Origin of the sequence: Microbacterium gorillae (assembly GCF_050990725.1) — a bacterium.
Lineage (GTDB): Bacteria > Actinomycetota > Actinomycetes > Actinomycetales > Microbacteriaceae > Microbacterium > Microbacterium gorillae_A.
Genome location: NZ_CP158844.1, coordinates 4,137,258 through 4,162,205 on the forward strand (window position 1 = coordinate 4,137,258; position 24,948 = coordinate 4,162,205).

24 protein-coding genes are annotated in these 24,948 nt (G+C 68.9%); 6 read left to right on the forward strand and 18 right to left on the reverse strand.

Annotated features, from left to right (window positions below; all coding sequences use genetic code 11):
- Positions 1-2: 2 nt before the first annotated feature.
- Together ABTV68_RS19070 and ABTV68_RS19075 are read right to left on the reverse strand one after the other, a co-directional pair.
- Positions 3-860, reverse strand: coding sequence for a fumarylacetoacetate hydrolase family protein (locus ABTV68_RS19070; RefSeq protein WP_433675246.1), 858 nt, complete (start codon positions 858-860; stop codon positions 3-5).
- Positions 861-979: 119 nt separating this feature from the next.
- Positions 980-1,966, reverse strand: coding sequence for a C-terminal binding protein (locus tag ABTV68_RS19075; protein ID WP_433675247.1), 987 nt, complete (start codon positions 1,964-1,966; stop codon positions 980-982).
- 25 nt (positions 1,967-1,991) lie between these two features.
- Between ABTV68_RS19075 and ABTV68_RS19080 the strand changes: the two genes are divergently transcribed.
- Positions 1,992-2,741, forward strand: coding sequence for an SDR family NAD(P)-dependent oxidoreductase (locus ABTV68_RS19080; protein WP_433675248.1), 750 nt, complete (start codon positions 1,992-1,994; stop codon positions 2,739-2,741).
- Positions 2,734-3,069, forward strand: a complete 336-nt coding sequence (locus ABTV68_RS19085; RefSeq protein ID WP_433675249.1) for a nuclear transport factor 2 family protein — start codon at positions 2,734-2,736, stop codon at positions 3,067-3,069. Before ABTV68_RS19080 ends, ABTV68_RS19085 begins: the two co-directional genes overlap by 8 nt.
- A gap of 348 nt (positions 3,070-3,417) precedes the next feature.
- Here the strand turns inward: ABTV68_RS19085 and ABTV68_RS19090 are convergent, their stop codons facing one another.
- The 8 genes from ABTV68_RS19090 to ABTV68_RS19125 are packed head-to-tail and all read right to left on the reverse strand — an operon-like array spanning position 3,418 to position 12,560.
- Positions 3,418-4,221 (reverse strand): SDR family NAD(P)-dependent oxidoreductase, encoded by an 804-nt coding sequence (locus ABTV68_RS19090; protein ID WP_433675250.1) that lies wholly within the window; start codon positions 4,219-4,221, stop codon positions 3,418-3,420.
- Between the two features lies 1 nt (position 4,222).
- Positions 4,223-5,305, reverse strand: a complete 1,083-nt coding sequence (locus tag ABTV68_RS19095; RefSeq protein WP_433675251.1) for a mandelate racemase/muconate lactonizing enzyme family protein — start codon at positions 5,303-5,305, stop codon at positions 4,223-4,225.
- A complete protein-coding gene (locus ABTV68_RS19100) occupies positions 5,305-6,066 on the reverse strand; it encodes an SDR family NAD(P)-dependent oxidoreductase (protein WP_433675252.1) in 762 nt (253 codons plus the stop codon). Before ABTV68_RS19100 ends, ABTV68_RS19095 begins: the two co-directional genes overlap by 1 nt.
- A gap of 49 nt (positions 6,067-6,115) precedes the next feature.
- The gene (locus ABTV68_RS19105; protein WP_433675253.1) at positions 6,116-7,483 is read right to left on the reverse strand and encodes a hypothetical protein; all 1,368 of its coding nucleotides are present in this window, start codon (positions 7,481-7,483) and stop codon (positions 6,116-6,118) included.
- Positions 7,480-9,210, reverse strand: coding sequence for an ABC transporter ATP-binding protein (locus ABTV68_RS19110; protein ID WP_433675254.1), 1,731 nt, complete (start codon positions 9,208-9,210; stop codon positions 7,480-7,482). The genes ABTV68_RS19105 and ABTV68_RS19110 overlap by 4 nt, the downstream gene beginning before the upstream one ends.
- Positions 9,210-10,064: an ABC transporter permease gene (locus ABTV68_RS19115; RefSeq protein ID WP_433675255.1), complete on the reverse strand. Its 855-nt coding sequence runs from the start codon at positions 10,062-10,064 to the stop codon at positions 9,210-9,212. The genes ABTV68_RS19110 and ABTV68_RS19115 overlap by 1 nt, the downstream gene beginning before the upstream one ends.
- Positions 10,057-11,019, reverse strand: coding sequence for an ABC transporter permease (locus tag ABTV68_RS19120; RefSeq protein WP_433675256.1), 963 nt, complete (start codon positions 11,017-11,019; stop codon positions 10,057-10,059). Before ABTV68_RS19120 ends, ABTV68_RS19115 begins: the two co-directional genes overlap by 8 nt.
- Positions 11,016-12,560, reverse strand: coding sequence for an ABC transporter substrate-binding protein (locus ABTV68_RS19125; protein WP_433675257.1), 1,545 nt, complete (start codon positions 12,558-12,560; stop codon positions 11,016-11,018). Before ABTV68_RS19125 ends, ABTV68_RS19120 begins: the two co-directional genes overlap by 4 nt.
- A 177-nt stretch (positions 12,561-12,737) precedes the next feature.
- Here ABTV68_RS19125 and ABTV68_RS19130 point away from each other — a divergent pair, with 177 nt between their 5' ends.
- The gene (locus tag ABTV68_RS19130) at positions 12,738-13,397 is read left to right on the forward strand and encodes a GntR family transcriptional regulator (protein WP_433675258.1); all 660 of its coding nucleotides are present in this window, start codon (positions 12,738-12,740) and stop codon (positions 13,395-13,397) included.
- Between the two features lie 5 nt (positions 13,398-13,402).
- Here the strand turns inward: ABTV68_RS19130 and ABTV68_RS19135 are convergent, their stop codons facing one another.
- The 8 genes from ABTV68_RS19135 to ABTV68_RS19170 all read right to left on the reverse strand — a co-directional run bounded on the left by ABTV68_RS19135 (position 13,403) and on the right by ABTV68_RS19170 (position 21,480).
- Entirely contained in the window at positions 13,403-14,293 is an 891-nt protein-coding gene (locus ABTV68_RS19135) for a GNAT family N-acetyltransferase (RefSeq protein WP_433675259.1), read from the reverse strand.
- Positions 14,286-15,206: a hypothetical protein gene (locus ABTV68_RS19140; protein WP_433675260.1), complete on the reverse strand. Its 921-nt coding sequence runs from the start codon at positions 15,204-15,206 to the stop codon at positions 14,286-14,288. Before ABTV68_RS19140 ends, ABTV68_RS19135 begins: the two co-directional genes overlap by 8 nt.
- A gap of 6 nt (positions 15,207-15,212) precedes the next feature.
- Positions 15,213-16,241 carry a hydroxyacid dehydrogenase gene (locus ABTV68_RS19145; RefSeq protein ID WP_433675261.1) on the reverse strand — a complete coding sequence of 343 codons (1,029 nt, stop codon included), beginning with the start codon at positions 16,239-16,241 and terminating at the stop codon, positions 15,213-15,215.
- The gene (locus tag ABTV68_RS19150) at positions 16,238-17,293 is read right to left on the reverse strand and encodes a dihydrodipicolinate synthase family protein (RefSeq protein WP_433675262.1); all 1,056 of its coding nucleotides are present in this window, start codon (positions 17,291-17,293) and stop codon (positions 16,238-16,240) included. The genes ABTV68_RS19145 and ABTV68_RS19150 overlap by 4 nt, the downstream gene beginning before the upstream one ends.
- On the reverse strand, positions 17,293-18,327 hold the full coding sequence (locus tag ABTV68_RS19155; RefSeq protein WP_433675263.1) for an NAD-dependent epimerase/dehydratase family protein: 1,035 nt from the start codon (positions 18,325-18,327) through the stop codon (positions 17,293-17,295). The genes ABTV68_RS19150 and ABTV68_RS19155 overlap by 1 nt, the downstream gene beginning before the upstream one ends.
- A 14-nt stretch (positions 18,328-18,341) precedes the next feature.
- On the reverse strand, positions 18,342-19,208 hold the full coding sequence (locus ABTV68_RS19160) for a carbohydrate ABC transporter permease (protein WP_433675264.1): 867 nt from the start codon (positions 19,206-19,208) through the stop codon (positions 18,342-18,344).
- Entirely contained in the window at positions 19,205-20,155 is a 951-nt protein-coding gene (locus ABTV68_RS19165) for a carbohydrate ABC transporter permease (protein ID WP_433675265.1), read from the reverse strand. The genes ABTV68_RS19160 and ABTV68_RS19165 overlap by 4 nt, the downstream gene beginning before the upstream one ends.
- 68 nt (positions 20,156-20,223) lie before the next feature.
- The gene (locus ABTV68_RS19170; RefSeq protein WP_433675266.1) at positions 20,224-21,480 is read right to left on the reverse strand and encodes an ABC transporter substrate-binding protein; all 1,257 of its coding nucleotides are present in this window, start codon (positions 21,478-21,480) and stop codon (positions 20,224-20,226) included.
- Between the two features lie 181 nt (positions 21,481-21,661).
- Here ABTV68_RS19170 and ABTV68_RS19175 point away from each other — a divergent pair, with 181 nt between their 5' ends.
- Genes ABTV68_RS19175 through ABTV68_RS19185 form a run of 3 tightly spaced genes read left to right on the forward strand, consistent with a single transcriptional unit; the run spans position 21,662 to position 24,862 of the window.
- The gene (locus ABTV68_RS19175; protein ID WP_433675267.1) at positions 21,662-22,819 is read left to right on the forward strand and encodes an ROK family protein; all 1,158 of its coding nucleotides are present in this window, start codon (positions 21,662-21,664) and stop codon (positions 22,817-22,819) included.
- A gap of 28 nt (positions 22,820-22,847) precedes the next feature.
- Positions 22,848-23,846 (forward strand): Gfo/Idh/MocA family protein, encoded by a 999-nt coding sequence (locus tag ABTV68_RS19180; RefSeq protein WP_433675268.1) that lies wholly within the window; start codon positions 22,848-22,850, stop codon positions 23,844-23,846.
- Positions 23,843-24,862: a Gfo/Idh/MocA family protein gene (locus tag ABTV68_RS19185; RefSeq protein ID WP_433675269.1), complete on the forward strand. Its 1,020-nt coding sequence runs from the start codon at positions 23,843-23,845 to the stop codon at positions 24,860-24,862. The genes ABTV68_RS19180 and ABTV68_RS19185 overlap by 4 nt, the downstream gene beginning before the upstream one ends.
- Positions 24,863-24,948: the final 86 nt, after the last annotated feature.

The window sequence follows — 24,948 nt, forward strand, 5'->3', positions numbered from 1 at the left end:
AGCTACACCGTGGCCCGGCGGACGCGCTGGGTCTGGGTGCCGAGGCCCTCGATCTCGATGCGCATCTCGTCGCCATCCTGCAGATACGGGAATCGACCCGACAGCGCGACGCCCTCGGGGGTACCGGTGTTCACGAGGTCACCCGGCTCCAACACCATGTACTGGCTGAGCTCCCACACCAGCTGCGCAACGGAGAACACCATGTCGGCCGTGCTCGAGTCCTGGCGCGGCTCGCCATTGACGAAGCTGCGCAGGCGGAGCGCCTGCGGATCCACCTCATCGGCAGGGACGAGCGCCGGCCCGAGCGGGTTGAACGTCTCGGCGCACTTGCCCTTGGACCACTGCCCGCCCGACACCTCGATCTGGTACTCACGCTCGGACACGTCATTGGACACCACATATCCGGCGATCACGTCCATCGCGGCCTCGGGGGACGCGAGATAGCGCGCACGACGCCCGATCACCACGCCGAGTTCGACCTCCCAGTCGCTGCGCTGCGAATCCGGCGGCAGCAGTACGTCATCGTCGGGACCCACCACGGTGTTGGGGTGCTTGAAGAAGATCACCGGACGCTCGGGAGGAAGAGAGCCCGACTCGGCGGCATGCGCGGCGTAGTTCATCCCGACGCAGACGACCGCCATCGGACGCGCGATCGGGGCACCGATGCGCAGCTGCTCGCCCTCGGGTTCGGCGGGCAGCTCTCCGGCTGCCAGCGCGGCGCGCGTGCGGGCGATCCCGTCGGATGCGAGGAAGGCACCGTCGATGTCTGCGGTCAGCGACGCGAGCGAGCGCAGCACGCCCTCATCGTCGCGGACGAAGGGACGCTCTGCTCCGGCTGTGCCCAGACGCATCAGCTGCATGGTGACTCCTGATCTCTCGCGCGGCATCGCGCGTTCGGCCGCGCCGTCGTGGCGCGAGGTTCGGTGGTTGGTCGCATGTGCGCTGGCGCTCGATCTCGGCGATGCCCAGCGTGTCGGATTCAGCTGTCGGATGCGACCCGGACGTAGTCGCGGTTCACGATGGCGGCGCCTTCGCTTCCCGACAGGAAGTCGATGACGTTCTGGGCGGCATGGATGGGCAGGTCGACGAGGGCCTCCGGCGAGTACCACGCCGCGTGCGGGGTGAGCAGCACATCGTCACGGCCGCGCAGCGCGCTGTCTGCAGGCAGCGGCTCCGAGGCGAAGACGTCCAACGCAGCCCCGGCGATCGTTCCCGCATCCAGCGCCGCGACCAGCGCGTTCTCATCGATGAGCGGCCCGCGGCAGGTGTTCACGATGACCGCGCCGGGGCGCATGGTGGCCAGCGCTGCCGCGTCAATGAGGTGATGGGTCTCGGCCGTCAGCGGGACGTGAAGGGTGAGCAGGTCGGCGGCCGCGATCGCGTCGGCGATGGTGGCGACCTCGCATCCGGCGGCGGTGATGGCGTCGGCCGGGGCGTAGGGATCGGCCACCAGAACGCGGAACCCGATGCCACGCAGCGAGCGCGCCACGAGCGAGCCGATACGGCCGAAGCCCAGCACCGACACGGTGGTCGTGGAGGGACGCACCGCGGCGGGGTGCGCGTCGACGGCCTGCCATGTGCCCTCGCGCACGGCGCGATCGTAGGAGGCGAGACCGCGAGCCTCGGCCATGATCATCGCCACGGTGTGAGCTGCGACCTCTTCGATGCAGTAGCTCGGGGTGTTCGCGACGGCGATGCCGCGCGCGGTCGCCGCATCCACGTCGATCATGTCGTAGCCGATGCCGAGCCGGGAGATGATGCGCAGATTCGGCATGGTGTCCATAACGTCCGCCGTGATTCGCGCCCACTGCACGACGAGTGCCTCGACATCGGCCCCCGCGGCGGCGAAGGCCTCGGGGGTGGCTTCCACGGCGCGCACGGCATCGATGCCTGCGGCGGAGAGGGCGTCCTCGACAGGGGTGCCGGGAAGGTCGCAATCGGTCACGAGCACACGAGAGGCTGTCATGCGGAAAATGCTATAGCATTTCTGCATGACAGCACGACGTTCTCTCATCACGGGTGCGAGTTCCGGCATCGGAACCGCTGTCGCCCTCGAACTAGCGACCCAGGGTCACGCTCTGTGGATCACCTACACCGGCCGGCAGGAGGCGGCAGCAGAGGTCGCGGCGCGATGCCTCGAGGCCGGAGCCGCCGAAGTTCGCGTCTCCCGGCTCGACCTGCGTGATGCCGCGTCCGTGGAGGCGCTGGTCGCGGAGATCACCGAGGCCTGGGGCGACCTGCACGTGCTGGTGAACAACGGCGGCGTCTGCCCGTACACCGCCTACCCGGACATCGACCTGGACGAGTGGGACTTCGTGATGGAGACCAACGCTCGTGGCACGTTCTGGCTCACGCGTGCGGCGCTCCCCCTGCTGCGGGCCGCCGAGGGCGACCGCAGCGTGATCAACGTCGCGTCGATCGCCGGTCAGGTAGGAGCGCTCGCGACCGGCATGCACTACGCCGCCAGCAAGGGGGCGATCCTGGCGCTCACCCGCAGCTTCGCCCGTCACCTCGCTTCGGAGGGCATCCGCGTCAACGCGGTGACGCCCGGCGCGGTGGACAGCGCGATCACCGCGAACCTCACCCCCGAGGCGCGGACGAAACTCGAGTCCGGCATTCCGCTCGGCGCGTTCGGACAGCCGGAGGACATCGCCTGGATCATCGCCGGTCTGGCATCCCCACGCGCCGCGTTCGTCACCGGCGCCACCTACGACGCTAACGGAGGCACCCGCATTGACTGACCGCACCGCACACGACACCGTCCTCGCTCAGCTCGACGCCTTCAACGCGCACGACCTGGACGCGTTCGTCGCCACCTATGCCGACGATGCGGTGATCACCGGCGTCGCCGCCGAGCCGATCGTGGGAGCCGCAGCGATTCGCGCCTTCTACGAACCGCGCCTGCAGAACCCGGAACTGTCGTGCGTCATCGACTCCACCGTGCTGTTCGGTGATCGCTGGGTTGTCGCGCGCGAGTACGTGATCAACGCGGGTGTGTCCACGGAGACGATCGCGACGTTCGACGTCGTCGCCGGTCGGATCTCGCGCGCGTCAATGCTGAAGGCGTAGGGTCCCCGGCGCGGACTCCGGTGCGCCGAGGCGGCGATGCACGCGCGTCGTCGCCGTGTCGCGAAACGAGGACATATTCACCAAACGAGGACGAAACCCGCACACACGCACTCCGCAGGCGTCATCGTCCTCGTTTCGAGGCGGCCCCAACCTGGCCGCCCCCGCTCACCGCGCAACCCATTCCGGCGGTGACGCGACCAGGACCCGAGCACGAACGAGTGTTGCGGCATGTCGCGAAATGAGGAGATTGTCCCGAGATGAGGACGAAACCCCCGTGAGCGCACTTCTTACGCGCCAGGATCCTCGTTTCGAAGCAGACCGCTGACGTGGGCCGGCCGGAGGCAGGGCTCAGCCACGGGAGGGATAGTGCACGGCGATGGAAGGGCGGAGGGAGAGATCGCCGAAACCGGAGGTCCACCCGCCGTCCACGGCGATCGACTGCCCCGTGAGGTACGGCGTCTCGTCCGACAGCAGGTACGCGGCGAAGGCGGCGACCTCTTCGGCCGTGGCGATGCGGCCCATCGGCGGACCCTCCGCCAGCGCGCGCTCCTCGGCCGCGGGATCCGCGGCGGCGGCGATCTGCGCCTCCAGGTGCGGGGTGCGAACGCCACCGGGAGCGAGCGTGTTGCAGCGGATGTTCGCGCCGCCGTAGGTCACGGCGACGCTGCGGGAGAGAGCGTCGATCCCGCCCTTGGTGAACTCGTACGCGGTGTACTCCGGATGTCCGGCGCGGCCGTGGATGGAGCCGATGTTCACGATCGCGCCGCCACTGGACTGGGCGAGGAACGTGCGCACCGCCACCGAGCAGCCCCAAATGTAGCCGAGGCCGTTGATGTCGACGATCTCGCGCACAGCGTCGGTGTTCAGCTCATGCAGCGGCGTGGCCCGCGTAATGCCGGCGTTGTTGACCCAGCCCGCGAGCGGCGCGCGCGCCGTCGCTTCGGTGGCAGCTCGCTCGTGCGCTGCGATGTCGGAGGAGTCGCCGAGGACAACGGCGGCCACGGCGCCGGATTCGAGGCTGCCGGAGCCGGCGGAGCGCTCCAGTCCCACCACGATCCAGCCGTCGGTGGTCAGCCGCTCGGCGATCGCGCGGCCGATCCCTTTGCCGCTGCCCGTCACCACGACGCTGCGGTGTTCCTGATCGTGTCGCATGTCAGTCCTTCCCGGGGTGAGTGAAGTCGAAGCGCGCGGGATCGAGGGAGAACCCGAGACCCGGCACGGTGGGCGGCGTCACCCGGCCGTCGAAGTGCGGGCCGCCCACCACCAGAGTGGGTGCCGGATCGTAGGGATTGCCGCCGCGCGCGAAGGTCTCGACCTCGATGCCGAGGTGTGAGGTCACCTCCGGATACACGTGACCGGACACCGGCACTCCACGATCTCGCGCCCAGGCGATCAGCTCACGCGCCGGCGTGATGCCGCCCACTGCGATGACGTCCAGCCGCAGCACGTCAACGTTCCCGTCGGTCACGAGTCGTCGCAGCACCTCCGGGTCTGTGACCTCGTCACCGACGGAGATCGGCAGTCCGCTCTCGCGGCGGATGCGAGCGCAGCCCAGCGCATCCTCCGGAAGCAGAGGATCCTCCAGCCAGTCCAGCGTGATATCGCCCCACTGTCGGATCTCCGCGATCGCCTCGTCGGCGTCACGCCAGCCGAAGCCGACGTCGACAACGAGACCGGTCTGTGTGGGCAGCTCATCGTTCAGGATTCCGATGAGCTCGCGCATGTATGCCGGATCCGGCATACGCGAGATCTTCACCCGCTTCCAGCCCACCGCCTGCGCGAGCACCTCATCGGCGACCTCGCGTGGCGCACGGTCCGCCGACGGATACGCCGCCACCAGCATCGCGTCGCGCGGGTCGCCGCTCTCGCCGATCAGCTGCCACACCGGAACTCCGGCCCGCTGTGCCGCGACATCCCAGGCCGCCACGTCCACGAGCCCGATCGCACGACGGACGAGCCCCACACGACCCACGATCGCGCTGCCGCGGAGCATTCGCTCCCACGTGGCGGCCGGATCGTCCGCGTCGGCACCCACCGCATGAGAGGCGACCAATCGACGTACGATCTCGGCCATCGGCGCCTCGCGGCTGAGGCAGTACGCATGGCCGGCGAGACCGGCATCATCGGTGACACGCACGGCGGAGTACTCGCGCCGGGTCACCGTCATCGCGCCCAGACGCAGCGGCTGCGGCAGAGGGAGCACCGCGGTGGCGGCGCTGACATCGACGAGGGTCATCACTCGGGCTTCTTCGCGAGGGGCACGCCGTAGTCCACCATGAACCCGCCGTCCACGTACAGCGTCTGTCCGTTCATGTAGCTGGCGTCGTCGGAGACGAGAAAGCTGACCGCCGCGGCGATCTCGCTGGCGTCGGCAAGCCGACCCGCGGGGATGCGCGCCAGGATCGTGGCCGGGTTGAGCGTGCCCGCGGCCACGCCCTGCTGGAAGACGCCGGTGTCAACGTATCCCGGGGCAACCGCATTGACCCGCACGCCGCGGGCCGCCCACTCGGCACCCGCCGTGGAGGTGAGACCGATGACCGCGGCCTTGGTCGTGGCATAGGGCGCACGGCCCGCCGACCCCCGGGAGGAGATCGAGGAGATGTTGACGATCCGACCCCCGCCGTTCGCCAGCATCCGACGCCCCGCCGCCTGCAGGCACGCGAAGACGCCGTGCAGGTTGACGTTCACCACGGCCGACCACTCATCCCAGGTGAGGTCCTCGATGCCACGGTGGCGCTGGATTCCGGCGTTGTTGACCAGGACCGCGATGGGACCCAGCTCCGCCTCGATCTCACCGAACACGCGATCGACGGCCACCGGGTCAGTGACATCCAGCTCACGCCAGAGCACGCCGGCGGGGTTCTCCTCGGCGGTGAGCCCCGGAACCCGGTCCGCCGCAACGACACGGTAGCCGTCCGCGGCGAGGCGCTGACCGATCTGCCAGCCGATGCCGGCGGCTCCTCCGGTGATGACGGCGATGGGTGCGGATTCGGTCATGAGGGGGTCCTTCTTTACTGCGGGAAGTTCTGTACTGCGGGATCGATGCTCAGATGAGCGAGGTGACGAGATCGGCGGCGTGGGCTTCCAACCGCGCCAGCGAACCCGCCGCGAGCGGGGTCTGCCAGGCCTGATAGGCGCCGCGCTCATAAGCGTCGTCACTCGGGAGGTAGACGAAGCCCGGGCCGTTGCTGAGGTTGGCGACAACGACGGCGTGGTCGGGGAAGCGCGCGCGCAGGGCGGTCTGCAGGTACGAATACGCCTCGCCGGGGTGCGCGACCAGCACGGCCCCGCCGAGCCGCCACACCCAGACCGGGTGCTGCACGGTGGGCCCGTCGATGTAACCCTCCCGCAGATTGCGCGCCCGCAGTAGCCGCTCCTCGCGGCTGCGGGCGTCGATGTCGGCCCACTGCTCGGCCAGTTGGTCCAGCGACGGAAGGTCGACCAGATCCAGCTCGACCGCGGCGTTCGCTACCGCGACCGTGGAGTCTACCGCCACCGGAGTCGCCTGCCACATGCCGAGCGGTGCGCCGGATTCAACGACGCCGGTGAGCTGCAGCGCGCTCCCCGGCACCGGAAGCGACGCGAGCGCCGCCAGCACCGCGTGACCAAGGGAGCTGCCGTGACGATCCGCCACCGCGAGATCGCCGGTGTACTGCTCGCGCGGAGCCAGCTCCCCCGACGCCCCCTGCAGGAATGCCACCGGCGCGCCGGTGGCGTCTTCGACCAGATCGCGCATCGCACCGACGTAGTCCGGCGAGATCAGTCGGTTCTGCCAGCTGAGCGTGGTCGGGTGGCAGGCGTAGTTGACGATCGTGGCGAGGGCAGCCCCGTCCCGCGTGAGGCGGCCCACGAGGACGGTGTCGTCCGCGGTCTCCTCCGGCGCGAACGCCACGAGGGCGCGGCCGTCCAGGGTGAGCTCGCGGTTGCCGGCGAGCGAGCACCGTCCGACCGTCCACTCCAGTCGCGCCGTCGCGAGTGCACCGATGGCCTCGCGAGCGGCATCGGAGGCCTGAACGGCGAAGTGCTCCAGGTAGTCCGGGATCAACTCCCCGCCCTCGAGATGCGCGTCCGCGGCACACAGCACCGGGCCGGCATGCGTGTGGCTGAGGGAGATGATCAGACGCTCGGCCGGCAGACCGGTGGTGGCGAGCACGGCGGAGCGCACGCCGATCTCATCCGCCACCCGGCGCCACCAGGTGGCATCCGCGGTGATCAACACGACGGGCTCGTCACCCGACGAACGGAACGCGATGGCGGTCAGCGTCATGTGCCGATGCTGCCCTTCCGATGCGTTCCAGTCCGCCGGGCCCCAGTTGCGTGCTCGGATGCCGACCGGCGGGTCGATCACCCGACGCGCGACGCCCGCCTCCAGATCGGCAGCGGGCACCGGGATCCGCTCGTTCAGACCGGTCATGCCCGTCCCTTCGTCAGCAGCGTCGTGGTGGAGGCACCGGTCCGCTCGTCGAGCTCCGCGGCCAGACGACGACGCTCGCGTTCCTGCGCCGGATCAGCCACGGGAATCGCCGCCATCAGCGACCGGGTGTACTCGTGCTGCGGGTCGGCGAACAGGTCGTCGCGCGAGCCCATCTCCACGATTCTGCCCTGCTGCATCACCGCGACCGTGCTCGACATGTAGCGGATCACCGCGAGGTCGTGACTGATGAAGAGGTAGGTCAGTCCGAGCTCGCGCTGCAGCGCCCGCAGCAGGTTCAGCACCTGCGCCTGGATCGAGACGTCCAGCGCGGAGACCGACTCGTCCAGCACCATGAAGTCCGGCTCCAGCGCGAGGGATCGTGCGATCGACACGCGCTGGCACTGCCCGCCCGACATCTCGCGCGGATAGCGCTCGGCGAACTCGTCGCCGAGGCCCACCAGCTGCAGCATCTCGCGCACCTTCTCGGCGCGCGACGCCGTCGTTCCGATCCCGTGCGCCTTCAACGGCGCCGAGATCAGCTGGCTCACCGTCTGCCGACGATTGAGCGCGGAGAACGGATCCTGGAACACCATCTGCATGCGCCGGCGGAGCTGTCGCAGCTCCCCGCCGCCGATGCGATGCGGGTCGACGCCGTCGAACTCCACGGCGCCGCCGTCGATCGGGTTCAGCGCGAGCACCGCCTTCGAGACGGTGGACTTGCCGGATCCGGATTCGCCCACGAGCCCGAAGGTCTCCCCGCGGCGCACATCGAAGCTGACGCCGTCCACCGCCGTGACCACGCGGCCCGATCCGAGCCGGAACCGCTTCGTGACGTCGCGGACCGACAGCAGCACGTCGCCGGGTTCGCGTGGCGGCAGCGACTCGGCGACGATCGCATCGGTCCCGCGCTCCAGCACCTCCACCGCCGTGGGAATCGGCCGATCCACGTCGATGGTGAGATCGACGACTGCACCCATGAGCGCCTGCGTGTACGGGTCCTTCGGTCGGGCGTACACATCGTCGACAGCACCGATCTCCACGGTGCGCCCATGACGGAGCACCTGGATCCGCTCGCAGAATCCGGCGGCGATACCGAGGTCGTGCGTGATGAGCACCACCGCCGTGCCGTACTCCGCCGCCATCCGATCCAGCAGATCGATGATGCGCGACTGCGTCGTGACGTCGAGCGCCGTGGTCGGCTCATCCGCGATCAGCAGCTTCGGTCGGGACGACATCGCCATGGCGATCATCACGCGCTGGCGCATGCCGCCCGAGAACTCGTGCGGATACTGCGCCATGCGCTCTTCGGGATACGGCACCCCGACGTCGGTGAGCAGCTCCACGGCGCGCGCGTGCGCGGCCTGTCGCGAGACCCGATCGTGCAGGCGCACGGCCTCGATCAGCTGTGCTCCGATGGTCAGCACCGGGTTGAGCGAGCTCATCGGGTCCTGGTAGACCATCGCGATCTCGCCGCCGCGCAGCTTCGCCATCTCCCTTTCGCTGAGGGCCAGCAGGTTGCGCCCCTGGAAGCGGATCTCGCCGCCCAGTCGCGAACCCGGGTTGAGGCGCATCACCGACAGGGCGGTCAGCGACTTGCCCGACCCGGATTCGCCGACGAGGCCCAGCTTCTCCCCCGGCGCGACCTGCAGGTCGATGCCCTTCACGGGGGTCGCGGAGCCGTAGGAGACGGTGAGTCCGCGGATGTCCAACACGGGTTCCACGCTCATCAGCGCACCCCCTTCTTCTCGCCGCCGCCGAGTTGGTCGGCCAGCACGTTGAGCAGCCAGATGGTGATGAAGATGAACAGGGCGGGGAAGATCACGTACCCGATCGACTGGTACATCTTCTGGTAGCCCTGCTGCACGAGCGTGCCCCAGGTGGCTTCCGGCGGCGCGATGCCGAGGCCCACGAAGCTGAGCGAGGCCTCCAGCAGGATCGCGTTGGCCGCGTTGATGGCCGCCTGCACCACGATCGATCCGCGCACGTTCGGCAGCACCTCGGTGAGCACGAGTCGCGGTCGCGAAGCGCCGAAGGCGACCGCCGCGGTGAAGTAGTCCTCCTTCAACTCGCTGAGCACCGAGGAGCGCACCAGCCGCGCGGTCGTCGGGGTGAGGAGGATCCCCACGATGACGGCGAGCTTGACGGGATCGGCGCCGAAAGCGGAGACGAAGACCAGCGCGAAGAGGATCTGCGGGATGGCCATGACCGTGTCGGCGAGGCGCATCAGCAGCTCATCCAGCCAGCCGCCGAGGAAGGCCGCCGCCATTCCCCAGATGAGACCGAGCAGCATCGCCAGCACCGTGGCACCCAGCGCGATGAAGATGGTGAGCTGACCGCCGAACAGGATGCGGCTGAGCAGATCGCGTCCCAGCTCGTCGGTGCCGAGCAGGTGTGCGCCGCTGGGACCCACGAGACGGTCCGGCGACTGCGCGGAGGGGTCGTAAGGAGCCACGATCGGCGCCAGCACGCTCGCCAGCACGATGAGTCCCAGCACGATGATCGCGAGGATCGTCGGCACGGAAAGTCGGCGACGACGCGCGGCCGGAGCCTGCTTCGTCGCGAGGGTGAGTGTGTCAGCCATGACGCCCCTTCGTCCGGAGGCGGGGATCGAGGACGCCGTAGAGCAGGTCCACGATCAGGGTGGTGAGGATGAACATCGCGGAGATGAGGAGCACGACGGACTGCAGCACGGCATAGTCGCGCTTGAAGACCGCGTCGATCGCGAGCGAGCCGAGGCCCGGGATGCCGAACACGTACTCCACGATGACCACGCCGCCCAGGGTGTAGCCCACGATGAGACCCAGCATGGTGAGGCTGGGGATGAGGGCGTTACGCAGCCCGTGCCCGATCACCACGCCCCACCGCGACTGGCCCTTGCCGGTCGCGGTGCGGATGTACGACGAGTCCAGCACCTCGATCATCGAGGCCCGCAGGTAGCGGATCAGCAGCGGCGACGCCGCGATGGCGAGGGTGAGCGCCGGCAGCACCATGCGCACCAGGTTCTCGCCCGGGTCCTCCTCGAACGGCGTGTAGCCGCGCGCCGGCAGCACCTTCGTCTGCACGGCGAACACGATGATCAGCGCGATGCCGATGAGGAACTGCGGCAGGGCCATTCCCACGGTGGAGAAGGCGGTGACGATGCGATCCACCACGCCCAGCGGACGCAGCGACGCCAGCACGCCGAGCGGCAGCGCGATGATCACGGCCAGCAGGATGCCGAGGAAGGTCAGCTCCAGCGTGGCCGGCAGGCGCTGGCCGATCAGCTCGGTGACGGAGAACTGGTTGAAGTAGCTCTGCCCGAAGTCGCCGCGGACCAGCCCGCCGATCCAGGTGAGGTACTGCTGGATCACGGGAGCGTCGAGTCCTGCCTCCTGGCGGAGGCGCTCGATCATGGCGGCGTCCACGCCCGGAGTGGAGCCCAGGCGCGTGATGACGGGGTCTCCGGGCAGCAGTCTCAGGACGATGAAGATGATCAGCGAGGTGGCGATCAGCATCGCGATGCTGATCGCCACCCGCCGTGCGGTCTGTGCGATCACTTGAGCGCCGCGCCCTCGAGGTGGAGCTGGCCACCACCCTCGACCCAGACGCCGGTGACCTTGTCACCCGTGGCGGTGACCACGGTGGACTGCAGCGGCACGATCAGCGGCACCTGCTGGTTGATGATCTCCTGCACGGTGCCCCACTTCTCAGTACGGGCCTTCTCATCCGGCTCTGCCATGGCGGCGGAGAACGCGGCGGTGAAGTCGTCGTCGGTCCAGTTGCACTCGCAGCGGCCGGGCAGGTAGAAGTTCAGCGAGTACGCGGGCTCGGTGGGCGTGGACTGGAAGTTCGGCACGATCGTAGCGGGGTAGCTCTTGCCCGCCGGGTAGAACTTGTCCACCCAGGTTCCGATGTCGTTGTTGTCGATCTTCAGCGTGATGCCGATCTCCTTCAGGCTCGCCTGCAGGATCTCGCCGCTGGTGTTCCACTCCGGGTACTGACCGGCCACGCCCCACCACGTGAGGGTGTCGCCCTCCTTCACACCGGCCTCGGCGAACAGCTCCTTCGCCTTGTCGAGGTCGTAGCTGTAGTCGATGAGGTCGCCGCCGAACCAGGAGTTCTCGGCGTTGAGGGCGCTGTTGGTGGGCGAGACCACGCCCTGGCCGGAGTAGGCGGCGTCGAGGATGGCCTGCCGGTCGGTCGCATAGGCGAGCGCCTGACGAGCCCGCACATCGTTGAAGGGTGCGGAGGTGGTGTCCATCTCCCAGGACGGCCACTGGCTGGGGCTCTTCGGGCGCACCATCACCATGTCACCACCCGATTCGAGCTGTGCCACATCGCCCTGCGGCACCGACCAGAGCACATCGATGTCGCCCGAGCGCAGACCCGTGACGGCCGCGGTCGACTCGGCGGCCTTGACGATGGTGATCTCGTCCAGCGCGGGCTTGTCGCCAAAGTACTTCTCGTTCGGCACAAGCGTGACGCTGTCGTCGGGGGTGAACTTGGAGACCACGTACGGTCCTGTGCCGACGGGGTCCTTGTCGATCGAGTCGACCTTCGACGCATCGATCATCTTCACCCACACCAGCGCGGCGGGGAAGGTGGCCACCGGCTCGGACAGCGTCACCGTGAGGGTGGTCTCGTCCGTGGCGGTCACGTCGGAGATCATCGCGATCTTGTTCTTCTCCTGCGTGGCGGTGTCGGGATCCACGTAGTAGTCGAGGGCGGCCTTGGCGGACTCGGCGGTGAAGGGGGTGCCGTCGGAGAAGGTCACGCCGTCGCGGAGGGTGAAGGTCCAGGTCTTCTGATCGTCCGACGCCTCCCATTTCTCGGCGAGGTCACCGACGACGGCGCCGGACTCATCGGTCTTGGTGAGGCCGTTCCAGAGCAGCGGGAACAGCACCTCTTCCCAGGCGAAGGTGCGAATGGCCGGATTCAGCTGCGGAATTCCCTGCGCGGCTGCGACAGTGAGTGTGCCGCCGGTGGCGGGCTCGCCGCCCTGTCCCGCGCCGTTGTCGGAAGTGCCCGCGGAGCAACCCGCGATGGTGAGCAGGGCGGCGACCAGCGCGCCGGCCAGCAGAAGACGTCCTCGTTGCATTGCAGGTTCCTCGCCTCTCGGGTTTTCGGGTGACTCCCCGGAAGTGCTGTGCGGGGGAGCCTGTTCGCTATAGCATGTAGCAAAACCAGCCACGTGTCCAGTGTCACAACTTTCCGCTGGGGCAGTGCACCATGGAGAGCGCGACCGTGCGGGACGCGAGCGCAGAACAGGGGAACGATGCAGACGGTGTCAGACCAGAACGTCGCCAAACAGGTGACCGAGGAACTTCGCGACGCCATCTACGCGGGCGAGCTCAAACCCGGCGAACGACTGGTCGAACGCAAGCTCGCGGCTCGCCTGGGCGTCAGCCACATCCCCGTCCGCGAGGCGCTGGCACGGCTCGCGGAAGAGCGACTGGTCGAGCGGGAGCCGCGCCGCGGTGCGCGGGTGGCCCGCATGACGCGCGCCGATCTGGATGAGATCACCTCGCTGCGCATCGTGCTGGAGCAGTTCGTCGCCGAACGCGCACAGGAGCGCTGGAACGACGATGCACGGAACCGGCTCGAGACGATCCTCGACGCGATGGATGCCGCGGAGCCGGGCGATACGGCCGAGATCTTCCGTCAGGACCGCGCCTTCCACGAGACGCTGTCGGAGCTGGCCGAGCACCGTCTTCTTTCGGACATGTCCACGAGGTTGCAGGGGCGCATCGCGTCGTTCCTCCTCGCCACCACGTCCGAGCTGAGCGCCGACCAGCAGCACGCACACACGCAGAGTCACCGGGTCATCGTGGACGCGCTCGCCTCCGGGGATGCCACGCACCTGCGCGAGGTGATCGCGCACCACATCGTCGAGGGCGCCGCCCGCATCCCGCTCGACGATCCCGACCGAGAGTAACCGCGTCAGAAGTAGTCGGCGGCGCCGAAGTGCCGCGGGTGGGTGAGGCGGGGCTCGCGGGTCAGCGCGCGCACCATCGCCGTGGTGTCGGCTTCGTCGATCGCCGCGTGGGCGAAGCGGGCGATCGCGTCGTCGAGCTCCGGCAGCGCCGGGATCGCGATGCTGCACGAGGTCACCCCCGCCGCAGCCCAAGAACCCGCGACAGCGGACAGCACCTCATCCGCACTGTGATCGGGAGCGCAGGCCAGCTCGTCGATCACGCCGACGCCGTCCTCGACGTGTTCGATGGCGTAGGCGCCCTCCGTGCGATGCAGGGTTGTGCCGCTGAGGCGGAACGCTGCGGCGCGGAAGTCGAGGTCGCCGCGGCTCGGTGCCAGAGACACACGACCGGTGCGCGAAGCCCGATAGATGGCATCGACCGCACGCAGACCCTCCTCGTCGGTCGCCACCGAGTTCACGTCTGCCACACCGTCGATCGCAGACCACGCACCGCTACGGACCCGACGCATCGGCAGCTGCCTGAACCCGCTGGAGCGATACACGCCGGGGGTGTCCGTAAAGAGCAGCGCCCACTCCCGACCTGCAGCACGAGCATCGTCCAGCGAGCGTTCGACCATGCGAGCCGCAGCACCGCGGCCTCGCGCCGCCGGTGCCACCGCGACGCTGCCGATCGCGTGCACGGACGCGATCCGGTCGTCCTCGTGCAGCGTCTTCGGCATCCCGTACACCGATCCGACCACCTGGCCCCCGAGCACCGCCACCTGCGTGTGCGCATGGCGGTCGGCGTCGAGCAGCCACTGGTCAGGGGCCAGCGGCGGGGTGAATGCGGCCGCCCACAGCGCGAACAGCTCCGGCTCATCGGCGAGCGCGGCGTTGCGGAAGGTCAGGTCAGTCATGGAGTCCTTCTTCAGAGACGGTGCTGCGCAGCAGCCGGGCGGCAGTGACAGCGTTGGCAGCGGCCGCACGGGACAGGGACCACGGATACGGCGTCGTGCCGGTCAGTGCCGCGTCCGCCACCGCAGCCGCCAGTTCCGCGAAGCCGAACTGTGCCCCGTCGGTGAGCACGGCGCTGTGGATCCCCGCGTCCGTGAACACGTCGAGCTCGTAGCGATCATCACCCGGAAGACCCGAGACGGTGAGCTGAACCGGAACCTCGGATCCGTCGTGGCGTACGCGCGCGGTGGCCTGCACCAGGTCCTTCGACGTCCGCGGATCCATCCACGACAGCTCGCCGTCGATCGCCAAGAGCGACGCCTCGGGCAGAACGGCATCGACCAGCTGCCAGGCGTGCGAACCCACCGACAGCAGGGTTCCGCCGCCGTCGGCGGGGTCATCCTGCCACTCGCGGCCGGGGGATCGGAAGGGCGCGGCGTCGTGGTGGGCGAGGACGCGGACACCGAGGATCCGCCGACCACGGATCTCCGCCGCCAGCGCCCGCACCGCGGGGGCGAAGGCGAGCGGTGTGGCCGTTCCGAACTCCCCGCCCAGAGAGTCCAACGCCGCGACATGATCGGAGGTCGCTGCCACCACCTTGTTGACGAAAACCGTCGGAACCGAGCCGATCACGGCGGGAAGCAGCGCAGGCACGAGCGCCGTGCGCGTGGTCACGATGACGGCATCCGGAGCGAGCGAAACGAGCTCCGCAATCGTCAGTTCCGGCACCCCGAAGCGTGTCGCGAACTCCCGCCGGCGCACGGGGTCATCGTCGTCCGCAATCCCGACCAGCTCCGCACCCAGCGCCCGCAGGTTGGCCGCGTCGATCGCCGGATGCGCGTGGGCGACACCGAGGAATCCGATGCGAACGCTCATCTCGAATCAGGCCATCGTGGCGATCTGCTCACGCGTGACGGCGTGCTGCAGCGGCCGACCGGCGAGATACGCCTCGACCTCATCGGCCACGATGCGCCCCTGGTGCAGGCGACCCTCCACCGTTCCCGCCGCGCGGTGCGGAGTGAGCAGCACGTTGTCGAGCGAGCGGAACGGGTGATCCACCGGCAGCGGCTCCTGATCGAAAACGTCGATCGCCGCATCGATACGACCGGTGCGCAGCTCCGCCAGCAGCGCGTCCTCGTCCACCAACCAGGACCGCGCCGTGTTCACAAGCCCCGCACCGTCCCGCATCAGGCCGAGCTCGCGAACGCCGATCATGTGGTGCGTCTGCGGGAGCGAAGGAGCATGCAGGGCCACGATGCGCGCCGCACTCATCCCCTCGTCCAGATCCACGAGACGCGCGCCCAGCGCCGCTGCCTCTGTCGCATCGATCGTCGGGTCCACCAGCAGTGGCTCGGCACCGAGAGCCCGCAGCAGCGACAGATACGAACGTCCGGTGCGCGAGGCGCCGACGACGGTGATCGGACAGCCACCGATTTCGTGCTGCGCCCCCGGCTCCACGGCCGCCTCCCATCCGGCGCCCGCGTGCATCGCGTGGTCGAGCCGGTGCACCCGATGCAGCAGCGACAGCGTGAACGTCAGCGATACCTCCGCCACGGGCCGTGCCATCGCTGCTCCGGTCTGCGAGACGCGGATGCCCGCATCCCACAGCGCATCCGTCACGAGGAAGTGCACACTCGCGCCACTGTGCGCCAGCAGCCGTAGGCGCGGCATGCGCGCGAGGGTTGCGGCATCGACGGCGGCGGCGCCCCATGCCGGGATGTACACCTGCGTCTGAGAAGGGTCGGCGACCTCGGCCAGCGCGTCTACACGCACCAGCGCACCCGCCGGATCCGCGCCGTCCGCCACCGCGAGGGCGACGGCCGCGGCTTCCAACCTCGACCAGCTCTCTGCGCTGAAGAACTCTCCCACCAGAGGGGTCGGAACGGCGACGATGATCCGGGGTGCGCTCATGCCAACCACCTTTCCAGATGCTCGGCGACGAAGGCATCGTCGGCGAGATCCGGATAGGCGAGCCTCGTGCGAGCGATCTCCTCCGACTGCCCCGGCGACAGCGACTCTGCGGGATCCAGGCACCACGTGCCCTCCAGCAGACCCTGCTGCCGAAGCACCTCGTGGACGCCGGCGATGACGCCGTGGAAGTCGTGCCCCGGATCGAACACTGCCTGGTTCACGTCAACGAGATCGGCGGCGCGCGCCGTCAGCATCCGCAGCAGCGCGTCGTCTCCGGCCATCGCACGGTGCACCTGATCGAGCATCCGAACGGCGGCGTGCGTGCCGACCGCCCACTGCCCGAGCAGGCCTCCCACGAAACGCAGCGTCCGCGTCCCGGTCGGCGAATCGACCGTGTACGTGGCGAGCAGGTCGGCGAGGATCGCATCATCGTTGCCGGTGTACAGGGCGATCTCACTGGAGCGACCCGACTCGGCCACGCCCCGTACCAGCTCCAGCGTGCGGTAGCGGTCGAACGGCGCCGCCTTCACAGCCACCACGGCATCGATCGAGGCGAACTCACGCCAGAACGCGCGGTCCAGCGTGGGACCGCCGATCGCGCTCTGCAGGTAGAAGCCCACCAGCGGCATCACCTCGCCGATCGCGCGGGCCCGGTCGAGGAGCTCGGCGGGCGTCGCGCCGGGAACGCGCGGACTCACGAGCACCGCGTCGTACCCCAACTCGTGCGCCAATTCCGCCTCGGCCACCGCCTGCGCGGTGTCGCCCGAGACGCCGGCGATGCGGATGACCGACGCATCCGCGTGCGCCTCGGCCTCCTCGATGGCCAGCCGCAGCACCGGCTCGAACAGTCCGTGCTCGGGGTCGCGGATCTCGAACTGCGTGGTGTGCACGCCGACCGCCACACCTCCGGCACCGGCGTCGAGGTAGTACCGCGTGAGCGCGCGCTGGCGCCGCTCATCGAGGGTGCGCTCGGCCGTGAGTGCCAGCGGGTGGGCGGGGATGACCGCACCACGTGCGAGGGTCGCGGCGGCCTCGGGACGAAGAGCGTGCATCAGAACTTCCCGTCGCGAACGGCCCACTTGGTGGGCTTGGCGATGGTGGGAAGTCCGGCCTCGAGCCACGCGGTCTGCCACCGAACGAGGGTGTCGGCGGACACCGTCGGGTAGCCGAACAGCGCCATGCACCGGCTGGAGTCACTGAGCAGAGCGGTGGCCTGCGGCTCGTCGACGAGCGTCACGTCGCGCCCCGCGAGCGCGCCGATCCGACGCGCGATGGCCGCGACGCTCAGCGTCTCGGGACCGGTGAGGTTCACCGTGAACACGTCGGAACTCGCGTGACGCAGGCTCCGCAGCACGACCTCGTTGGCGTAGCCCTGCCACACCACGTTGACGTTGGCGGTGGCGACGGAGACCGGCTCACCCGCCAGCACGGCGGCGGCGATGTCGGCCACCACGCCGTAGCGGAGGTCGACGGCGTAGTTGAGGCGGATGATCGAGACGGCGGTGCCACGCTCCTGCGCACCGAACTCGAACACGCGCTCCCGTCCGAGGCAGGACTGCGCGTACTCGCCGATCGGTGCGGGCGTCACGTCTTCGCTGGCACCCCCGGAGGAGGCCGGCAGGAACGGATACACGTTTCCGGTAGAGAGCACGGAGATCCGGCTGTCACGGTAGCGGCGGGCCACGCGATCGGGCAGGGCGGCATTGACCTCCCACGCCCACGACGGGCTGGTGGCGGCGCCGAACTTCGCGCCGATCATGAACACCACCTCCGCGGCGTCCGGGAGCGCGGAAAGGTCATCGGCCTCGACCAGGTCGAACGGCACGACGGTCACGCCGGCGCTCTCCAGGCGTTCACGCAGGGCGGCGTCTCCGAAGCGCGACACGGCGTAGACGCGGTCGTCGGTGCGACCCGCCGCGTTCATCGCGTTGCGCGCCAGCATCGCCAGCGTGGGTCCCATCTTGCCGCCCGCACCGAGGATCGCGAGATCCCCGGATCCGGCCCGCATGTCCTCGATGAGAGCCGCACTCGGCTCGGCCAGCGCCGACTCGAGGTCGGCCTCGGAGGTGAAGGTGAAGTCGGTCACGACATTCCTTTCGATCAGCCCTTGATGCCCGCACTCGCGACGCCCTCTTGGACGTAGCGCTGCGCGACGAGGTAGGCGAGGAAGATGGGCAGCAGCGCCACGACGGAGCCGGCGAGCATCACGCTCAGCGGCACGCTCTGCTGCTGCAGGGACGAGATGCCCACGGTCAGGGTCCACATGTCGCTGGACTTGCCGACGATGAGCGGCCACAGGAAATCGTTCCAGTGCCACAGGAAGACGAAGATGCCGAGGGTGGCCAGCACGGGCTTGCACAGCGGCAGCACGATCCGCAGGAAGATGCGGAATTCCCCCGCGCCGTCGATGCGCGCCGCCTCGAACAGCTCGTCCGGCAGTCCCTGGATGAACTGGCGCATCAGGAACACCGCCTGCGCGTTGGCCAGCGAGGGCAGGATGAGGCCCCAGTACGTGTCCACGCCGCCCAGCCACGCCATGAAGATGAACGTCGGGATGAGCGTGACGTGGAACGGGACCATGACCATGGAGAGGAAGGACCAGAACATCACCTCCTTGCCCGCGAACCGCTTCTTCGCGAAGGCGTAGCCGGCCATCGCCGACAGGAACAGCACGATCACGACGGAGACCACCGAGTAGATCAGGGTGTTCCCGAGCCAGACCAGGAGATTCTGCCCGCTGAGCACCTGCTCGTACGACGAGAACGAGATGTTCCCCCAGGGCAGGAGCGAGCCGGGAAGCTCCACGGCCATGCCCGGCTTCAGGCTCAGCACGACCATCGCGTAGAACGGGAAGAAGCTGAAAACGGCGGCGATGCTCAGCCAGACCCAGCGACCGACGATCCCCCAGCCGGTCGGCTCGAGAGCGCGGTAGGAACGCTGACGACGCGGTGCGGTGGTGGCGCTCATTTCTGCTTTCCGATCACCAGGCGCTGGATGAGCGCGACGGCCAGGGTCATGATGAACAGCGCGACGCCGATCGCGGCCGCGTATCCGTAGTTGAAGTACTTGAAGCCCTGGTCGTACAGCATGTAGACGAGGGAGTAGCTGGCGTTGGCCGGGCCGCCGCCGGTCATCACATAGATCACGTCGAAGACCTGGAACGCCGCCGTCGTCTCGATGACGGCGAGGAAGAAGAACGTCGGCTTCAGGTGCGGCAGGAGGATGAAACGGAAGCGCTGCCAGGCGTTGGCACCGTCCATCAGAGCCGCCTCCTCGAGCTCGCGTGGCACGTCCTGCATGGCGGCGATGAGGATCATCATCCCGTAGCCGAATCGCGACCAGACGCCCACGATGATCAGCGCCGGGATCACCAGTACCGGGCTGCCGAGCCAGGATCCGCCGAGACCCAGCGGGGCCATCAGCTGCGACCACGGCCCGTCGGCGGAGAAGATCCACTTGAACACCGCTCCAGCCAGCACCAGCGAGGTGATGACGGGCAGGAAGAAGATCGAGCGGAAGAAGCGCGAGCCGCGGAAGGCCCGACGCACACCCAGCGCCATCACGGTGGACAGCGCCAGCGCGATCGGAACCGAGAACACCGCGAACAGCAGCGTCACCGAGAGGGCCCGCCAGAACAGCGGATCGGCGACCATGCGCTGGAAGTTGGCGATGCCCTTCCAGTCCAGCTCCCCCGAGATGTCGTAGTGGAAGAAGCTGAGGCCCACACCCACGATCGACGGCCCGAATCGGAACGCGATGAAGAGCAGGAAGGCCGGCAGCACGAACAGGAAGGCGACGCGCGCTTCGCGCCGCGAGAGCAGACGCGTCATGCGCGCTCCCGGTGAGAGTGCGGCTCGTGCCGCGCCCGCGGGCTCGGCGTCGATCCGCGGCGGTTCAGTGGTCTTCATCGACATGACGGACTCCCTGAGAGGTGGAATCGGGATCGGGAGCGCGCCGGATCAGCCGACGCGCTCCCGATGGGTCACTGCGTCAGCAGCGGGCCGGCGGCCGAAGCGGCGGCGTCGAGGGCGTCCTTCGCGGACTTCTGCCCCAGCAGAGCGCCCTGGATCTCCGGGGCGAGCACGCCCATCACGGCGCGCGAGCTGGTGAACAGCTCACCCACGGTGGCGGTGGGCACGTTCTCCTCCATCTTCGACATCACCGGGTCGTCGGCGTAGAGCGCACCGGTGGACTTCACGGCGGAGAAGAATCCGGCCTCGGTGAGGTACGGCTTGACGATGTCACCGCTGGTGGCGAAGTCGGCGAACTCGCCGGCCGCTTCCTTGGCCTTCGAGCCCTTCAGCAGCGCGAGGGATCCGACGGTGCCGTAGGCCACGGCCTCGTCCTTCTTCAGCGGCGGCAGCACGACGATGTTCTCCGCGCCCCAGAAGGACTCGACCTCGCTCGGGACGTTCGTCCAGGAGCAGCCCACCTTGCCCTTGGCCAGAGCGGTCTGCTCCAGCGGCAGGTTGGTGCTCAGCGCATCGGGCTCGATGGCCTTCTCCTGCGCCAACGTGGAGATGAACTCCAGCGCCTCCTGGCCGGGCTTGCCGTCGAACTCCACCGCGGAGCCGTCCTTGTTGAAGACACTGCCGCCGGCCTGCCACAGCAGCGGATAGAACGACATGTTCAGCGTGTTCTCCGGAGCTGCCGGGTAGTTGATGGCGTACATGCCCTTCTCCGTGAACTTCGGAGCCATGGCCAGCACGTCGTCCCACGTGGAGGGGTAGTCCGTCACGCCGGCTTCCTTGAAGGCCGCCGCGTTGCAGATCAGCGGGTTGACGCTGGTGAGGATGGGCGCGCCCATCATGTTGCCGTCGATGGTGACGGACTCGGTGACGTTGGGCAGGATGTCGGACTTCTGCTCGTCGCTCAGGTACGGACCGATCGGCTCGATCGACTTCTGGTACGCGGCGAGCTGGTCGGGGATGAGGTAGACGAGGTCGGGACCCTTGCCCGCGGCGATGGCCGTCTGCAGTCCCTCATCGCGGTTCGCCCACGGGAAGATCTCGTACTTCACCGTGATGTTCGAGTGCTCCTTCTCGAATGCGGCGACGGTCTCATCCCAGAACGCCTTGTGCTTGGCCTCGTCGGCGATGACCGGGTACAGCCACACCGTGACCGTCTGGTCACCGCCTGCTGTGGCGTCGCCCCCCGATCCGGCATTTGCGCCGCAACCGGCCAGCAGTCCCACGGCGGCGAGTCCCGCCGTGGCTGCGATCAACTTCTTCACGCGCATGGTGCTCCTTTGCTCACGCCCCGGTGCTGAGGGGGACGGGACTATTATGACAATGCGATGTGATATTTCGTCAAGACCTTTCTTGAAACTCTTGACCGACGTGGTTTCGACTGCTGTCATCGAAGAGTCGTCTAATCACACTCGTGTGGTAATTTTCCGGAAACGATGCAAAGGAGCGCCGATGCCGACCGTGGCCGAGCAGACGATCGTCGCCCGTACCGCGCTACGTCTGCGCGACGGGGGGCCGACCACGGCAACCGACCTCGCGCGCACGCTGGAGATCTCGCGCACCTCGGTGGAGAACGCGCTGGCCCAGCTGCAGGACGCGGGACTCGTCGCCGACGCGCAACCACTCCCCGGTCGTGGGGCTGGCCGTCCCGCCCGCCACTACGGCTTCTCCGCGAACGCGGGGCTGGTCGCGGGTGTCGATGTGGGCGTGCACAGCGTGCGCGTGGTGCTCTCTGATCTCGCGGGCGTTGTGGTCGCGCACGAGCGAGCGCCGGGACTGGATCCCGACGATGACGCCGCCACGCAGCTCGATGCCGTGGTCGCCGCCATCGACGCGGCGGTGGCTGCCGTACAGACGCCACACGGCGGCCTACGGGCGGTCGGGGTGGCCCTTCCCGGCATCGTCGACGACGCGGGGCGTGTGGTGGCCTCGGTGATCCTCACCGCCTGGCCCGGTGTCGATGTCGCGCGGCTGCTGCGCGACCGGCTCGGCTGCCCCGTGGTGCTGGACAACGGCGTGCGCCTGGCGGCGGTGGCCGAGCACCACCTCGGTGCCGCACGGCTCGTGGACGATGTGCTCTACCTCTCGGTGGGCGCGCGCATCGCGGCCGGCATCATCCTGGACGGACGTCCGCGTCGCGGCCCGCACAATGCGGCCGGCGACATCGGCCGTCTCGCGTTCCGCGGCATCGATGAGGACACCGGGCAGATCGCCTGGCGCACGGCCGACAGCGGCGAGGAGGTGTTCGCACTCGCAGAGTCCGGCCACGCCGAGGCGCGTGCCGAGCTCACCAGCTTCATCGACGAGCTGGCCCGCGGCATCGCCACCCTCGCGATGACCATCGACCCGGCGGTGGTGGTGATCGGCGGCGGCATGTCTCTGGCCCGCGAGGCGCTGCTGGCACCGCTGCGCGCCGCCGTGACGCGTCGCATCCGCATCCCCGTCGACCTCCCGATCGTCGCCGCCCGCCTCGGCGGCGAAGCGGCAGCGCACGGGGCTCTGGTGTTCGCCTTCATCCGCTGCGCCGAGGACGTCACGGGCCTCCCCGACCTCCCTCCACCTCCCATCGCTCCCCTCGAGGACCCGGCTCTCGCCGTCGTTGATCGCTGATCTCACCTCGTACACCAGAAGGATCCCCATGTCGCATCCCCTCCCCGACCTCACGGTCGGTCTCATCGGCGCCGGCGGCATCTCTGCCGTCCACGCCGACGCCTGGCGCGCGCTCGGTGCGCGCGTGCTCGTCCATTCCGTTGTCGGTGCGCAGGAGCTCGCCGACGCGTACGGCTTCACGGCTGTCGCCACCCTCGACGACGTGCTCGCCGAGGCGGACATCGTCGACATCGTCACCCCGTCCGGCACCCATCGTGAGATCGCCCTGCGCGCGATCGAGGCGGGTCTGCACGTGATCTGCGAGAAGCCGCTGGCTGCCACCACGGAAGAGGCGCGGGAGGTCGCGGATGCCGCGGAGCGCGCCGGAGTGCGCCTGTTCCCGGCGCACGTGGTGCGGTACTTCGCCGAGTACCACGCGCTGCGCGAGCAGGTGCGCGCCGGGCGCATCGGTCGCGTCGCCACGCAGCGCTTCACCCGCATGGGGCAGGCGCCGTCGACGCGCTGGTTCTTCGATGAGGCGAAGGGTGGCGGGGTCGTGCGTGACCTCATGATCCACGACCTCGATCAGGCCGTGTGGCTCGCGGGAGATGTCACCGAGGTGTACGCCGTGCAGCACCCGGCGAGCGTGAACGGCCAGGTGCCGGTTCCGGTCACCGCCCACGTCACGCTGACGCACGCGAACGGCGTCCTGTCCCATCTGCAGGCCACCTGGCTGAGCCCAGGCATGCCCTTCCGCACCTCGATCGAGGTTGCCGGCGAACAGGGTCGGCTGAGCTTCGCGAGTCGCGATGACGCCACCCTCGTGGCGGACGTCGCCATCGTGGATGATGCGGGCTACATGCCGCCGATGTCGGCGCAGGAGAGCCCCTACTACAGCGAGATCGCAGGGTTCGTCGACGCGATCCGATCCGGTGGCGAGGCGCGGGTGTCGCCCGCCGACGGCATCGCGGCCGTCGCCCTCGCCGAGGCCGCGATGGCCTCGATCCGCTCCGGTCAGCCCGTCACCATCTCGGAGGTCTCCGCATGACCCGCCGCCTCAAGGTCGCCGTCCTCTCGTTCGCCCACACGCATGCGCTGAGCTACGTGCACGCCTTGCAGCAGGATCCCGACATCGAGCTGATCGCCACGGACCCCGACGGTGCCACCGCCCCCGACGACGCTCCCCGCGGTGCGAATCTGGCCGCTCAGCTGGGCGTGACCTATGTCGACAGCTATGACGAGGCCTTTGCCTGGGGTCCGGACGCGGTCGTGGTGGCGTCCGAGAATGCCCGACACCGCGACCTGGTGCTGCGCGCCGCGGAGGCGGGTGCTCATGTGCTGTGTGAGAAGCCGCTGGCCACCACGGTGGCCGATGCCGAGGCGATGCGCGACGCGTGTGCTGCCGCCGGCGTGCTGCTGATGGTCGCCTACCCCGTGCGCTTCGCTCCGGAGTTCCGCGATGCGCTGGCGCAGATCCGCAGTGGTCGCCTGGGCCGCGTGATCAGCATCACCGGCGTCAACAACGGCAAGCTGCCGCAGGATCGGGCCTGGTTCACGGATCCGGAGCTCGCCGGGGGCGGCGCGCTCGTGGATCACGTGGTGCACTGCGCCGACCTCATCGACGAACTATTGGGCGAGCGGGCCGCCACCGTCCGTGCGGTCTCCAACCGCATCCTGCACGCAGATCGTGACTTGGAAGTCGAGACGGGCGGAATCGTCACGGTGCAGTATCCGAGCGGCGTGATCGCCAGCATCGACTGCTCCTGGAGCTGGCCGATGAGCTCACCCACCTGGGGTGGTCTGACGCTGCAGGTCGTGCTGGAGCTGGGCACGCTGACCGTGAGCCCGTTCCGTCGTGGTGTCGCCGGTCACGATGCCACGGGCGAGACGTGGACTCCGGTCGGCGCGGATCTCGACGCGCTGATGCTGGCGGAGTTCCTCGACGCCGTGCGCACGGATCGGACACCGCAGCCGGATGCCGCCGTCGGCATCCGCACGCTGGAGATCGTCGACGCCGCCCGCACCTCCGCCGCCTCCGCCGGCACCCCGGTTCCGCTCGCGTAAACCAAGTCCGCGAGACTTCCGTCTGTGGGCGACAATCCACGCGTTTCGGTGATTCTCACCCACAGACCGAAGTCTCGCGGGTCATG